This is a genomic window from Peribacillus sp. ACCC06369 (genome assembly GCF_030348945.1).
Classification (GTDB): Bacteria; Bacillota; Bacilli; order Bacillales; family DSM-1321; genus Peribacillus.
In genome coordinates this window covers 19,547-33,095 of sequence record NZ_JAUCEN010000002.1, presented here as the reverse complement: position 1 = coordinate 33,095, position 13,549 = coordinate 19,547, and the positions used below count along the sequence as shown (strand labels likewise).

Below are 13,549 nucleotides of genomic sequence, written 5' to 3'. Positions count from 1 at the left end.
TAATAAGAAGGTATTTCATTTTTTAAAAAGCGTTGGTTAAGTCCTCGATCTATTAGTATCAGTCAGCTCCACATGTCGCCACGCTTCCACCTCTGACCTATCAACCTGATCATCTTTCAGGGATCTTACTAGCTTGCGCCATGGGAAATCTCATCTTGAGGGGGGCTTCATGCTTAGATGCTTTCAGCACTTATCCCGTCCGCACGTAGCTACCCAGCTATGCCTTTGGCAAGACAACTGGTACACCAGCGGTGCGTCCATCCCGGTCCTCTCGTACTAAGGACAGCTCCTCTCAAATTTCCTGCGCCCGCGACGGATAGGGACCGAACTGTCTCACGACGTTCTGAACCCAGCTCGCGTACCGCTTTAATGGGCGAACAGCCCAACCCTTGGGACCGACTACAGCCCCAGGATGCGATGAGCCGACATCGAGGTGCCAAACCTCCCCGTCGATGTGGACTCTTGGGGGAGATAAGCCTGTTATCCCCGGGGTAGCTTTTATCCGTTGAGCGATGGCCCTTCCATGCGGAACCACCGGATCACTAAGCCCGACTTTCGTCCCTGCTCGACTTGTAGGTCTCGCAGTCAAGCTCCCTTGTGCCTTTACACTCTACGAATGATTTCCAACCATTCTGAGGGAACCTTTGGGCGCCTCCGTTACTCTTTAGGAGGCGACCGCCCCAGTCAAACTGCCCACCTGACACTGTCTCCCACCCCGATAAGGGGCGCGGGTTAGAATTTCAATACAGCCAGGGTAGTATCCCACCAACGCCTCCACCGAAGCTAGCGCTCCGGCTTCTCAGGCTCCTACCTATCCTGTACAAGCTGTACCAAAATTCAATATCAGGCTGCAGTAAAGCTCCACGGGGTCTTTCCGTCCTGTCGCGGGTAACCTGCATCTTCACAGGTACTATAATTTCACCGAGTCTCTCGTTGAGACAGTGCCCAGATCGTTACACCTTTCGTGCGGGTCGGAACTTACCCGACAAGGAATTTCGCTACCTTAGGACCGTTATAGTTACGGCCGCCGTTTACTGGGGCTTCGGTTCAAAGCTTCGCTTGCGCTAACCTCTCCCCTTAACCTTCCAGCACCGGGCAGGTGTCAGCCCCTATACTTCGCCTTGCGGCTTCGCAGAGACCTGTGTTTTTGCTAAACAGTCGCCTGGGCCTATTCACTGCGGCTTTTCCGGGCTATTCACCCTAAAAAGCACCCCTTCTCCCGAAGTTACGGGGTCATTTTGCCGAGTTCCTTAACGAGAGTTCTCTCGCACACCTTAGGATTCTCTCCTCGCCTACCTGTGTCGGTTTGCGGTACGGGCACCTTACATCTCACTAGAGGCTTTTCTTGGCAGCGTGGAATCAGGAACTTCGGTACTATATTTCCCTCGCCATCACAGCTCCGCCTTAATGGAAACGGGATTTGCCTCGTTTCCGGCCTAACTGCTTGGACGCGCATATCCAACAGCGCGCTTACCCTATCCTTCTGCGTCCCCCCATCGTTCAAACGATGTATAGGTGGTACAGGAATATCAACCTGTTGTCCATCGCCTACGCCTTTCGGCCTCGGCTTAGGTCCCGACTAACCCTGAGCGGACGAGCCTTCCTCAGGAAACCTTAGGCATTCGGTGGAAGGGATTCTCACCCTTCTTTCGCTACTCATACCGGCATTCTCACTTCTAAGCGCTCCACCAGTCCTTCCGGTCTGACTTCAACGCCCTTAGAACGCTCTCCTACCATCGACACCTAATGGTGTCAATCCACAGCTTCGGTGATACGTTTAGCCCCGGTACATTTTCGGCGCGGAGTCACTCGACCAGTGAGCTATTACGCACTCTTTAAATGGTGGCTGCTTCTGAGCCAACATCCTGGTTGTCTAAGCAACTCCACATCCTTTTCCACTTAACGTATACTTTGGGACCTTAGCTGGTGGTCTGGGCTGTTTCCCTTTCGACTACGGATCTTATCACTCGCAGTCTGACTCCCAAGAATAAGTATTTGGCATTCGGAGTTTGACTGAATTCGGTAACCCGTTGGGGGCCCCTAGTCCAATCAGTGCTCTACCTCCAATACTCTCATCTTGAGGCTAGCCCTAAAGCTATTTCGGAGAGAACCAGCTATCTCCAGGTTCGATTGGAATTTCTCCGCTACCCACACCTCATCCCCGCACTTTTCAACGTGCGTGGGTTCGGGCCTCCATTCAGTGTTACCTGAACTTCACCCTGGACATGGGTAGATCACCTGGTTTCGGGTCTACGACCTCATACTCATTCGCCCTATTCAGACTCGCTTTCGCTGCGGCTCCGTCTTATCAACTTAACCTCGCATGAAATCGTAACTCGCCGGTTCATTCTACAAAAGGCACGCCATTACCCATTAACGGGCTTTGACTACTTGTAGGCACACGGTTTCAGGATCTATTTCACTCCCCTTCCGGGGTGCTTTTCACCTTTCCCTCACGGTACTGGTTCACTATCGGTCACTAGGGAGTATTTAGCCTTGGGAGATGGTCCTCCCTGCTTCCGACGGGATTTCTCGTGTCCCGCCGTACTCAGGATCCACTCAGGAGGGAACGAAGTTTCAACTACAGGGTTTTTACCTTCTTTGACGGACCTTTCCAGGTCACTTCATTTACCCCGTTCCTTTGTAACTCCATGTTGAGTGTCCTACAACCCCAAGAGGCAAGCCTCTTGGTTTGGGCTAATTCCGTTTCGCTCGCCGCTACTCAGGAAATCGCATTTGCTTTCTCTTCCTCCGGGTACTTAGATGTTTCAGTTCCCCGGGTCTGCCTTCAGTACCCTATGTATTCAGGTAAAGATACTGTTCCATTACGAACAGTGGGTTTCCCCATTCGGAAATCTCCGGATCAAAGCTTACTTACAGCTCCCCGAAGCATATCGGTGTTAGTCCCGTCCTTCATCGGCTCCTAGTGCCAAGGCATCCACCGTGCGCCCTTTCTAACTTAACCGTTAAAAAGATCTTACAGATGCTTTGAAAAAAATTAATTGCCTTCTATCTATTATCTAGTTTTCAAGGAACAAGTTGTCCCAATCACAACGTGATTGATTCATTGGTGGAGCCTAGCGGGATCGAACCGCTGACCTCCTGCGTGCAAGGCAGGCGCTCTCCCAGCTGAGCTAAGGCCCCGTTTTGGGAAATGGAATGGTGGGCCTAAATGGACTCGAACCATCGACCTCACGCTTATCAGGCGTGCGCTCTAACCAGCTGAGCTATAGGCCCATTCACATAAATAATAAGCTTCTGCTTCCCAAGCTTATCGCGGGATTACTATTAAATTGAATGAATCACTCATTCAAAACTGAACAAAACAAAAGCGCTCTCGTAATTATCCTTAGAAAGGAGGTGATCCAGCCGCACCTTCCGATACGGCTACCTTGTTACGACTTCACCCCAATCATCTGTCCCACCTTAGGCGGCTGGCTCCATAAAGGTTACCTCACCGACTTCGGGTGTTACAAACTCTCGTGGTGTGACGGGCGGTGTGTACAAGGCCCGGGAACGTATTCACCGCGGCATGCTGATCCGCGATTACTAGCGATTCCGGCTTCATGTAGGCGAGTTGCAGCCTACAATCCGAACTGAGAATGGCTTTATGGGATTCGCTTACCTTCGCAGGTTTGCAGCCCTTTGTACCATCCATTGTAGCACGTGTGTAGCCCAGGTCATAAGGGGCATGATGATTTGACGTCATCCCCACCTTCCTCCGGTTTGTCACCGGCAGTCACCTTAGAGTGCCCAACTGAATGCTGGCAACTAAGATCAAGGGTTGCGCTCGTTGCGGGACTTAACCCAACATCTCACGACACGAGCTGACGACAACCATGCACCACCTGTCACTCTGTCCCCCGAAGGGGAAAGCCCTATCTCTAGGGTTGTCAGAGGATGTCAAGACCTGGTAAGGTTCTTCGCGTTGCTTCGAATTAAACCACATGCTCCACCGCTTGTGCGGGCCCCCGTCAATTCCTTTGAGTTTCAGCCTTGCGGCCGTACTCCCCAGGCGGAGTGCTTAATGCGTTAGCTGCAGCACTAAAGGGCGGAAACCCTCTAACACTTAGCACTCATCGTTTACGGCGTGGACTACCAGGGTATCTAATCCTGTTTGCTCCCCACGCTTTCGCGCCTCAGTGTCAGTTACAGACCAGAAAGTCGCCTTCGCCACTGGTGTTCCTCCAAATCTCTACGCATTTCACCGCTACACTTGGAATTCCACTTTCCTCTTCTGCACTCAAGTTCCCCAGTTTCCAATGACCCTCCACGGTTGAGCCGTGGGCTTTCACATCAGACTTAAAGAACCACCTGCGCGCGCTTTACGCCCAATAATTCCGGACAACGCTTGCCACCTACGTATTACCGCGGCTGCTGGCACGTAGTTAGCCGTGGCTTTCTGGTTAGGTACCGTCAAGGTACCAGCAGTTACTCTGGTACTTGTTCTTCCCTAACAACAGAACTTTACGACCCGAAGGCCTTCTTCGTTCACGCGGCGTTGCTCCGTCAGACTTTCGTCCATTGCGGAAGATTCCCTACTGCTGCCTCCCGTAGGAGTCTGGGCCGTGTCTCAGTCCCAGTGTGGCCGATCACCCTCTCAGGTCGGCTACGCATCGTCGCCTTGGTGAGCCATTACCTCACCAACTAGCTAATGCGCCGCGGGCCCATCTATAAGTGACAGCCGAAACCGTCTTTCCATCTTCTCTCATGCGAGAAAAGAACGTATCCGGTATTAGCTCCGGTTTCCCGAAGTTATCCCAGTCTTATAGGCAGGTTGCCCACGTGTTACTCACCCGTCCGCCGCTAATCTCAGGGAGCAAGCTCCCATCGATTCGCTCGACTTGCATGTATTAGGCACGCCGCCAGCGTTCGTCCTGAGCCAGGATCAAACTCTCCGAAGAAATGTTTGACTTGCTCATTTTGCTTTTTTAATAGTGTGTGCTCACTTAAAATTTAACGTTGGCGCTTTGTTTTGTTCAGTTTTCAAAGAGCGATACTTCGTTGTCCGCTTCATAAGCGACTTTATTATCTTATCACTTAGCTAATCTAATGTCAACATTTATTTCATATTGTTTTTTGATTGAGCATTTGTGATGTCGTTATTGGCGACTCCTAATATATTATCAGGTTAATCGGCTATCGTCAATGGTTAAATCAGTTTTTTTCAAAAAACATAAATGACCTATAAACATGATAAAAACCCCAAGGAGGTATCCATGAGGTTTTCATTAAAGTGACATCGACGCAAATAGCCTTTAAATGATCCAATAACCAATGGCCGCCAAAGCTGCTACTCCTGGTATTCCAAGCAGGCCGGCGACTGCCGAGGTAACAGGGTTGATGGGTACATGGATGCCCGCTTGATTCCCAAGTGTATTCAAAAAGAACAAAAAGGCTGCACCGATGATGATTTTTATAATCCCCTGCCCTATAAACCGGACGGGTCTTAAAGGCGCCCCGATAATGAGAAGCATTAAAATCAGGCCGCCAACTACGGCAACAAAGACAACTGGTTCCAAACTCATTCCTCCCCGCAAGCTTGTACTACACTTATATGAACGGATCTATGGATTAAGAACTGAAACAAAAAAATGGCTATGAGGAAAATGCAATCCTTCACAGCCATCTCCTTATCATCTTTTCAAGCGGACGTTCCTTCTTTTAACTTCCCTGAATAAGTAGAAATATTTCACTTCCGCCAGTCTTGCTTGGGCGATTACTTCCTCAGATGGATCAACGCTTTTTTCAAGTAATGATTTTTGATTATGCCAATTCCATTTCAAATGTTCAAGCTCTTCGATTAATGAATCATTGAATTCATTTCGAAGTTTCTTTTTTTTACGAAAGAACAAGTGAAGTCCTCCCAGCTATCTTATATTTCTCTTCTTCCTTCTATTGCTTTTGATAGCGTCACTTCATCCGCATACTCCAAATCTCCGCCAACTGGAAGTCCGTGGGCAATTCGGGTCACTTTAATCCCTGACGGTCTGAGCAACCGCGAAATATACATGGCTGTCGCTTCACCTTCAATGTTAGGATTAGTAGCCAAAATGACCTCCAACACAGTTTCATCTTGCAGGCGCTTTAATAAATCAGGAATATTTATATCCTCCGGACCTATTCCGTCCATCGGGGAAATACTGCCGTGCAGTACATGGTATAAACCACTGAACTCTCTCATCTTTTCCATGGCTATTACATCTTTTGGGTCCTGAACCACACAAATCAAACTTCTGTCCCTCTTTTGATCTTCACATATATAACAGGGATCTTGATCTGTAATATGACCACAGACTGAACAATACATTAGATTCCGCTTGGCATTCACAAGTGCTTTTGCAAAATCCAAAACAGTATCTTCCTTCATGCTTAGTACATGAAAGGCTAATCGAGCAGCAGTTTTAGGCCCAATCCCCGGCAATTTCATAAAACTGTCAATGAGCTTGGAAATTGGTTCTGGATAATGCATCGAATTCCTCCTAAAAATTTCAAAAGAAACCTCCTGAAAGGAAGTTTCTTTTGAACTTGCTTAAAACATACCTGGAAGGTTCATTCCCTTAGTGAATTGTCCCATCGTTTGGTTTGTCAATTCTTCCGCCTTTTTCAAAGCATCGTTAGTTGCAGCCAGGACTAAATCCTGAAGCATATCGATATCATCCGGATCGACAACTTCCGGTTTAATGATTACATCAACTATTTCCTTATGGCCTGTCACGATAACCGTTACCATTCCACCGCCAGCAGTGCCTTCGATCTTTTTTTCACCTAATTCTTCTTGTGCCTCTGCCATCTTCTTTTGCATCTTTTGCATTTGTTTCATCATGTTTTGCATATTACCGCCGCGCATACCCATTTTCCTTACCTCCAATTATTCTTTAATTTCAAGTAAATCATCGCCGACTAATTTTCTAGCCTCTGCTATAAAGGGGTCTTCTTCTTTTGATTCCGTTTCTTCTGGACCGTCGAACTGCTGTGTTGAGATGAAGTCCTCCCGCAACCTTTGCCACTGGCTCTCCGGAACACCAGCGATTTCCATTCTGTGTCCGGTCAATTGCTGCATGATCGAGGCAATCACTTCCACGAAACGGTTATTTTCCATTGCCATTTGACAATGAATATCATATTTGAATTTTACCACAAAAGCTTCAGTTGACGCAGCAACAGGTTCTGCCTCCGTTAATAAAGCTGCCAATGACTTTTGGTTTTGCTGACCTAACTGTTCAAGGACTTCCCCCCACTTACTTTTCACAGCACTAAGACCTGGCTTAGTAGCTTGTTTCAAAACTTGATTGATCTTTCCTGCAGGAGCTTTATACGCTTTTTTAATGGACCTTTGTGCCTTTGCCTGCTCTGCAGGTTTTTCTGTCATGGCTGATGGAATGCCATTTTTCTGCATTTCCAGTAATTTCTTCTCTAAATCCTCTATTTTCTGCTGCAGCTGTTGAAGCTGCCCATTATCCACTTGATTGGATCTCTGCTCATTACATAACTTCACAAGTGCCACTTCAAGGAAAATCCTTGGATGATTTGTCCATTTCATATCCTGCTGTGTTTGATTGAAACTTTCAATAATGGAGTAAATCGATTCAGATGAAATTACTTCTGCCAATTCTTTAAATTGGGGATCTATCAATACACGCTCGAAGGATTCTGCCAGTGCCGGTGCCGTTTGAAACAAAAGCATGTCACGGAAATAATAAATCATGTCTTCTATGAACCTAGCCGGGTCTTTTCCCATAGCTAGCAACTCTTCAAGGACTTCAAGTGCCACCGCTACTTCTTTATCATATATAGCTTTTGCCAACCGGCTTAAAAATGCCTGCGAAACTGAGCCGGTGACAGTCAATGCATCTTCCACAGAAACCGTCTCTTCACTGAAGGAAATCGCTTGATCAAGAAGGCTTAGGGCATCTCGCATCCCGCCTTCAGCTGCCCTTGCAATGATATGCAGGGCTTGTTCATCGCATGAAACACCTGTCTCTGCAATGATCTGTGACATCCTGCCAACTATATCTTGAGGCTGAATCCTTTTAAAATCAAACCTTTGGCAACGGGAGATGATAGTTAGTGGAATCTTATGAGGTTCAGTCGTCGCCAATATGAAAATTACGTGCTTCGGGGGTTCTTCCAATGTCTTTAAAAGCGCATTGAAAGCCCCTTGTGAAAGCATATGTACCTCGTCAATGATATAAACTTTATATGTAACCGCGTTCGGTGCATATTTGACCTTATCACGAATGTCACGGATTTCCTCGACACCATTATTGGATGCTGCATCAATTTCTATAACATCTGATATGGAGCCATCAGTGATTCCGCGGCAGGTAGCACATTCGTTACAGGGCTCACTTGTCGGGGCATGCTCACAATTCACTGCTTTTGCAAGAATTTTGGCAGCACTCGTTTTCCCTGTCCCACGTGGACCGGAAAATAAATAGGCATGCGAAACCTTTTGCCCGACCAAGGCATTCTGCAACGTTTTCGTTACATGTTCCTGCCCCACTACATCAATGAATTGTTGTGGCCGCCATACCCGGTATAATGCTTGATACCCCACGGAAATCCCTCCTTTTTTTCTCCATCTTGTTTATTATACATTACTGATTTCCTTAATTTCAAAGCCTAAAAAGAAATTTCATGATTGCCTCATTTTTTTCAAAACGCCAATCAGTTTACCTTCTTGGCATAAAAAAAAACCCACCCGAAACGAATGAGTTTTTTGTTTATGTAAAATAACTGCCGTGCACCTTCTGTCGATTAGCAACCATAAGCGTTACTTAAGCAGTTAGCTCGGCCCAGGCAACCCTGCGGCACATGAGAACTTCCACTTAATGCTGCTTCCTTCCGGACCTGACATGGTTCATGGAGTCCCATTGCGCAGGACCCGGGCGTCAACACCACTTACTTAAGGCAGGCCCTACAGAATGCTAACCTCGAGAAGGGATTCAACCTCGCTAGAGCGGATTGCGAGTACAGGGCACCGCTACCTCCCCGTCTAGCACGGCAAATGTAATACCAATTTCGCAGCGTCATTACGACGCATAATTCATTATACTAAGGTAACAAAAAAAACGCAAGTGTTGTTAACGGAACAGTATTGTTCCATTTTTTTCAAAAGAAGCAAGGCCGCATGTTCAATGAGCATTTTTCACCTATTTATTTTCTTCGACTCTCTTTAGTGCCTGCTCTCTTTTCAAAGTTTTCTTTCTATCCCTAAGCACTTTAAAAAAAGAAGTCAATATCCAACCACACTCTTCGCCTAATACACCGCTAGTTACTTCACATTGATGGTTAAAGCGTTCATCTCGAAGTAAATCCATGAATGTCCCTGCACAGCCAGCCTTTGGATCGTGCGCTCCAAAAACAACCCGTCTTATCCTCGATTGCAAAATGGCACCGGCACACATGGGACAGGGTTCCAACGTTACATATAACGTCGCATCCTCAAGACGCCAACTGCCAAGTGCATTGCAAGCCTCATTGATCGCAAGTAGCTCCGCATGTGCCGTCGCATTCTGTTCCGTTTCCCTCAGGTTATGCCCGGTCGAAATAACTTGATCATCTATTACAATTAAAGCGCCAATCGGCACTTCATTCAACATCTGCGCCTTTTCTGCTTCCTTTAAGGCTAAATTCATGTAATAAAAATCATCCTTCATAAAAAAACCCCCTCATATAAGTAGGAGTAAACAGACAAATATAAGACAAAATAAAGGTCATACTACTTATTCTAATGAATAGTAACGCAATCTGCATATGTGCCGCAAGTAAATTCTCACATTAAAGGAGCATATACCATGAACCGACCTGAATCGCCTACTTTCGCCTTGCTCATCATTGATATGATCAATGATTTTGATTTCAAATACGGGAATATGCTCCTTGAACATACGATGGATATAGTCGATCCGATATTGAAGTTAAAAAAGCAAATGAAAGAAAAAGGATTCCCAATCATATATATCAATGATCATTACGAGTTATGGCAGGCTGACTTCGATAAAATTATTGAAACATGTAAAAATGATCGAAACGCCTCTTTAATCGAACGGATAAAACCTCAGCAGGACGAGTTCTTTCTCATCAAGCCGAAGCATTCTGCATTTTACGGGACAGCCCTCAACACATTACTCAAACGATTAAAGGTGGATACCCTGATCATTACCGGCATAGCCGGTAACATCTGTGTACTATTCACGGCCAATGATGCCTATATGCGTGAATATCAATTGTGGATACCCAAGGATTGCATCGCTTCAGCCTCAAAGGAAGATAATCATTATGCATTAAAGATGATGAAACATGTTCTCAAGGCATCCATAAAATGTGGGGAAATTTAACAGATAAACAAGGCACTAAGCTATCATATCTCCTCGGTAAACAATCTTTCATTCTCCTTCATTAGCAAGCTGACAAAAATATCACTTAAGACCCAAGTCTGTGTTACAATATCTCTTGGCTGAAATACCTAATAAACTGGGAATTTTAGTTTGATACCTCATGAAGGAGGACAGATTGGATGAAATCCACCCCATTTATCACTGTCGAAGGTCCAATTGGTGTGGGAAAAACATCACTTGCAAAAGTTATCGCAGATCATTTTCAAATTTCATTATTGAAGGAAATCGTTGATGAAAATCCATTTCTCGGGAAATTCTACAACGATATTGATGAGTGGAGCTTTCAAACAGAAATGTTTTTCCTATGTAACCGTTATAAGCAATTGGAAGATATCGAAAAGAATTATCTTACCAATGACCAAGCCGTGGTCGCTGATTACCATATATTCAAGAACTTGATATTTGCTGAACGAACTTTAAAAAATGAACAGTACAATAAATACCTTGAAATATTCAATATTTTAACACGGGATATGCCCAAACCTAATATGGTCATTTATTTAAACGCAAGTCTAGATACCCTTCTCTCCCGAATCGGTAAAAGAGGCCGTGAATTCGAAAAAAATATATCCTCCGTTTATTTAGAGCAGTTATCCGCGGATTATCGAACATTCATGGAAACGTTCGAGATACGGCACCCTGACATACCTGTTCTTACGTTCAACGGAGATGAACTGGATTTCGTAGGCAACCAGGATGATTTGAAAACGATAATCAACCAAATAGAGAATGCCCTGCAAAAAGGAGTAAAGTCAAATGAACTTACGAAAGAAATATAATATTCCAAACAACGCCGTCATTACGATAGCAGGGACGGTTGGAGTAGGAAAATCGACCATGACCAATGCATTAGCCGATGCCCTTCAATTCAGGACATCCTTTGAAAAGGTTGATACGAACCCCTACCTGGATAAGTTTTACGATGATTTTAATCGTTGGAGTTTCCACCTGCAAATCTATTTCCTCGCTGAACGTTTTAAAGAGCAAAAAAAAATCTTTGAATATGGCGGCGGTTTTATCCAAGACCGTTCCATTTATGAAGACACTGGAATATTTGCAAAAATGCATTATGAAAAAGGTACGATGAACGATGTCGACTACGAAACATACACAAGCCTTTTCAACGCGATGGTTATGACGCCATACTTCCCGCACCCTGATTTACTTATCTATCTCGAAGGTTCACTGGATGATATCCTCGACCGGATCCAAGAGCGTGGCCGTCCAATGGAACAGCATACCCCAATTGAATATTGGCAGGAGATGCATGGCCGTTACGAAGAATGGATCGATCAATTTAACGCCTGTCCTGTCCTTCGATTAAATATAAACGAATATGACCTAATGCAGGATGGAGCAAGTATCGAACCTCTTATAAAACGGATTGCCGAATATATGGAGCAAACCAAGTTGTTACGAAATATGTAAAACAGAAAAACCACCGATTATCCGGTGGTTTTTTAATATATTAGAAAACAAAAATTCCGTTACATTTCTGTAACGGAATTCATCGATATCCAATTTATGCGCTGTGGTTATTAATAAGTTATGGAGGAGGTAGAGGGATTCGAACCCCCGCGGGATTTGACTCCCCTGTCGGTTTTCAAGACCGATCCCTTCAGCCGAACTTGGGTATACCTCCGTATCAACATTTATTATAATACATTGATTTAAAATTAAAGTCAAGCAGTCTACAAAGTTTTTTTAAAATAATTTTCAAACTTAGATAAAAAGGAGAATCAGCCTCTTATATTCAGAAGCTGATTCCTTTAACTTACGGTTTAATGACTTCCGCACCGCGCATATATGAACGTAACACTTCAGGAATGATGACACTGCCATCTTCCTGCTGATAATTTTCCAAAAGCGCGGCGACTGTGCGGCCGATTGCCAAACCTGATCCATTTAGAGTATGGACATGTTCCGGTTTACCTTTTGCATCACGTCGGAAGCGGATATTGGCACGTCTAGCCTGGAATGCTTCAAAGTTACTGCAAGAAGAAATTTCGCGATAAGTCCCATAACTCGGGATCCAAACCTCGATATCATACTTTTTAGCAGCAGTGAAACCAAGATCTCCCGTACACATGCTTAGTACTCGATATGGAAGACCTAGCAATTGAAGGACCTTTTCGGCATGACCTGTAAGATTTTCCAATTCCGTATAAGAATCTTCCGGCTTCACGAACTTCACTAACTCAACTTTATTGAACTGGTGCTGACGAATTAAGCCGCGGGTATCACGACCAGCAGATCCTGCCTCTGAACGGAATGAAGCACTGTATGCCGCATAGCTTATTGGCAGATCGTCCATGCCCATGATTTCATCACGATGGAAATTTGTCACCGGGACTTCAGCTGTAGGAATCAAGAAATAATCTTCACTTTCAATACGGAAGGCATCTTCCTCGAATTTTGGCAATTGACCTGTGCCAGTCATGCTTGCACGGTTCACCATATATGGAGGCAGCATTTCTTCATATCCATGTTCTTCAACATGAAGGTCTAACATAAAGCTAATTAAAGCACGCTCTAATCGAGCACCAAGACCCCTATAAAATACAAATCGGCTTCCGGTCACTTTTGCTGCCCGTTCAAAATCCAGGATACCTAGATCTCCAGCAACATCCCAGTGTGGTTTCGGTTCAAACTTGAATTCCGGCAATTCTCCCCATTTACGGATTTCAACATTATCGTCTTCGGTTTCACCCACTGGCACACTTTCATGCGGAATATTAGGAATGGAAAGAAGTAATGTTCCTAACTGGGCTTCCACTTCACGAAGCTCATCATCGAATCCTTTGATTCGATCGCCAACTTCACGCATTTCAGCAATCAACTGATCAGCATCTTTTTTCTCCCGTTTCAATACGGCCACTTGATTTGAAACTTCATTTCTTTTACTTTTCAATTTTTCCGTATCAGCAATCAAAGCCCGACGCTTTACATCCAATTCCTCAAATTTACCTAAATCGGTTAAATCTTCACCTCTAAATTGCAGTACACGTTTCACTTCTTCAAAATTATTTCTTACATATTTCAAATCCAACATACTCAGTTCCTCCTTAATATTTTGATGATCTATCAAAGAACGCAAAAAACTCCCGTCCCCTGAAGAAGGGACGAGAGTTAACCCGCGTTGCCAC

The 13,549-nt window shown here is 45.1% G+C and carries 10 protein-coding genes, 3 tRNA genes, 2 rRNA genes, 1 other RNA gene and 1 other annotated feature (1 of these 17 only partly in view); of the genes, 3 read left to right on the top strand and 13 right to left on the bottom strand.

Annotated features, from left to right (window positions below):
• Nucleotides 1–32 precede the first annotated feature (32 nt).
• From QUF78_RS00890 to tadA, 11 genes are all read right to left on the bottom strand, one after another.
• Nucleotides 33–2,965, bottom strand: a 23S ribosomal RNA gene (locus QUF78_RS00890).
• A 103-nt stretch (nt 2,966–3,068) separates the two neighbouring features.
• Nucleotides 3,069–3,144 (bottom strand) — tRNA-Ala (locus tag QUF78_RS00885).
• 16 nt (nt 3,145–3,160) lie between these two features.
• Nucleotides 3,161–3,237 (bottom strand) — tRNA-Ile (locus tag QUF78_RS00880).
• A gap of 116 nt (nt 3,238–3,353) precedes the next feature.
• A 16S ribosomal RNA gene (locus QUF78_RS00875) occupies nt 3,354–4,904 on the bottom strand.
• The 16S and 23S rRNA genes sit together here with 2 tRNA genes alongside, the layout of an rRNA operon.
• Before the next feature lie 354 nt (nt 4,905–5,258).
• Nucleotides 5,259–5,528, bottom strand: a complete 270-nt coding sequence (locus tag QUF78_RS00870) for a pro-sigmaK processing inhibitor BofA family protein (protein WP_375090815.1) — start codon at nt 5,526–5,528, stop codon at nt 5,259–5,261.
• 108 nt (nt 5,529–5,636) lie between these two features.
• Nucleotides 5,637–5,855 carry a YaaL family protein gene (locus QUF78_RS00865; protein WP_260288908.1) on the bottom strand — a complete coding sequence of 73 codons (219 nt, stop codon included), beginning with the start codon at nt 5,853–5,855 and terminating at the stop codon, nt 5,637–5,639.
• A gap of 20 nt (nt 5,856–5,875) precedes the next feature.
• Nucleotides 5,876–6,472: a recombination mediator RecR gene (gene recR, locus QUF78_RS00860; RefSeq protein WP_289314114.1), complete on the bottom strand. Its 597-nt coding sequence runs from the start codon at nt 6,470–6,472 to the stop codon at nt 5,876–5,878.
• A gap of 60 nt (nt 6,473–6,532) precedes the next feature.
• Nucleotides 6,533–6,850 carry a YbaB/EbfC family nucleoid-associated protein gene (locus QUF78_RS00855; protein ID WP_053348895.1) on the bottom strand — a complete coding sequence of 106 codons (318 nt, stop codon included), beginning with the start codon at nt 6,848–6,850 and terminating at the stop codon, nt 6,533–6,535.
• A gap of 21 nt (nt 6,851–6,871) precedes the next feature.
• Nucleotides 6,872–8,560 carry a DNA polymerase III subunit gamma/tau gene (gene dnaX / locus QUF78_RS00850; RefSeq protein ID WP_289323274.1) on the bottom strand — a complete coding sequence of 563 codons (1,689 nt, stop codon included), beginning with the start codon at nt 8,558–8,560 and terminating at the stop codon, nt 6,872–6,874.
• A 182-nt stretch (nt 8,561–8,742) separates the two neighbouring features.
• Nucleotides 8,743–9,007, bottom strand: an RNA gene (gene ffs, locus QUF78_RS00845) — signal recognition particle sRNA large type.
• Between the two features lie 148 nt (nt 9,008–9,155).
• Nucleotides 9,156–9,662, bottom strand: a complete 507-nt coding sequence (gene tadA / locus QUF78_RS00840; protein WP_289323273.1) for a tRNA adenosine(34) deaminase TadA — start codon at nt 9,660–9,662, stop codon at nt 9,156–9,158.
• A gap of 138 nt (nt 9,663–9,800) precedes the next feature.
• Between tadA and QUF78_RS00835 the strand changes: the two genes are divergently transcribed.
• The 3 genes from QUF78_RS00835 (at nt 9,801) to QUF78_RS00825 (ending at nt 11,831) form a co-directional block, all read left to right on the top strand.
• Nucleotides 9,801–10,343 carry a cysteine hydrolase family protein gene (locus QUF78_RS00835; RefSeq protein ID WP_289323272.1) on the top strand — a complete coding sequence of 181 codons (543 nt, stop codon included), beginning with the start codon at nt 9,801–9,803 and terminating at the stop codon, nt 10,341–10,343.
• 179 nt (nt 10,344–10,522) lie between these two features.
• Nucleotides 10,523–11,182 carry a deoxynucleoside kinase gene (locus tag QUF78_RS00830; protein ID WP_289323271.1) on the top strand — a complete coding sequence of 220 codons (660 nt, stop codon included), beginning with the start codon at nt 10,523–10,525 and terminating at the stop codon, nt 11,180–11,182.
• The gene (locus QUF78_RS00825) at nt 11,160–11,831 is read left to right on the top strand and encodes a deoxynucleoside kinase (RefSeq protein WP_289323270.1); all 672 of its coding nucleotides are present in this window, start codon (nt 11,160–11,162) and stop codon (nt 11,829–11,831) included. The genes QUF78_RS00830 and QUF78_RS00825 overlap by 23 nt, the downstream gene beginning before the upstream one ends.
• Nucleotides 11,832–11,952: 121 nt before the next feature.
• Here the strand turns inward: QUF78_RS00825 and QUF78_RS00820 are convergent.
• A tRNA-Ser gene (locus tag QUF78_RS00820) sits at nt 11,953–12,045 on the bottom strand.
• Between the two features lie 132 nt (nt 12,046–12,177).
• Nucleotides 12,178–13,455 carry a serine--tRNA ligase gene (gene serS / locus QUF78_RS00815; protein ID WP_289323269.1) on the bottom strand — a complete coding sequence of 426 codons (1,278 nt, stop codon included), beginning with the start codon at nt 13,453–13,455 and terminating at the stop codon, nt 12,178–12,180.
• Nucleotides 13,456–13,518: 63 nt separating this feature from the next.
• Nucleotides 13,519–13,549 (bottom strand) — a binding site (T-box leader); it runs 194 nt beyond the window's last position.

Bases quoted from the DNA above. Each gene is read 5' to 3' on its own strand.
- tadA (WP_289323273.1), bottom strand. From the start codon at position 9,662: ATGAAGGATGATTTTTATTACATGAATTTAGCCTTAAAGGAAGCAGAA.
- QUF78_RS00835 (WP_289323272.1), top strand. From the start codon at position 9,801: ATGAACCGACCTGAATCGCCTACTTTCGCCTTGCTCATCATTGATATG.
- serS (WP_289323269.1), bottom strand. From the start codon at position 13,455: ATGTTGGATTTGAAATATGTAAGAAATAATTTTGAAGAAGTGAAACGT.
- recR (WP_289314114.1), bottom strand. From the start codon at position 6,472: ATGCATTATCCAGAACCAATTTCCAAGCTCATTGACAGTTTTATGAAA.
- QUF78_RS00870 (WP_375090815.1), bottom strand. From the start codon at position 5,528: ATGAGTTTGGAACCAGTTGTCTTTGTTGCCGTAGTTGGCGGCCTGATT.
- QUF78_RS00855 (WP_053348895.1), bottom strand. From the start codon at position 6,850: ATGCGCGGCGGTAATATGCAAAACATGATGAAACAAATGCAAAAGATG.
- QUF78_RS00830 (WP_289323271.1), top strand. From the start codon at position 10,523: ATGAAATCCACCCCATTTATCACTGTCGAAGGTCCAATTGGTGTGGGA.
- QUF78_RS00825 (WP_289323270.1), top strand. From the start codon at position 11,160: ATGAACTTACGAAAGAAATATAATATTCCAAACAACGCCGTCATTACG.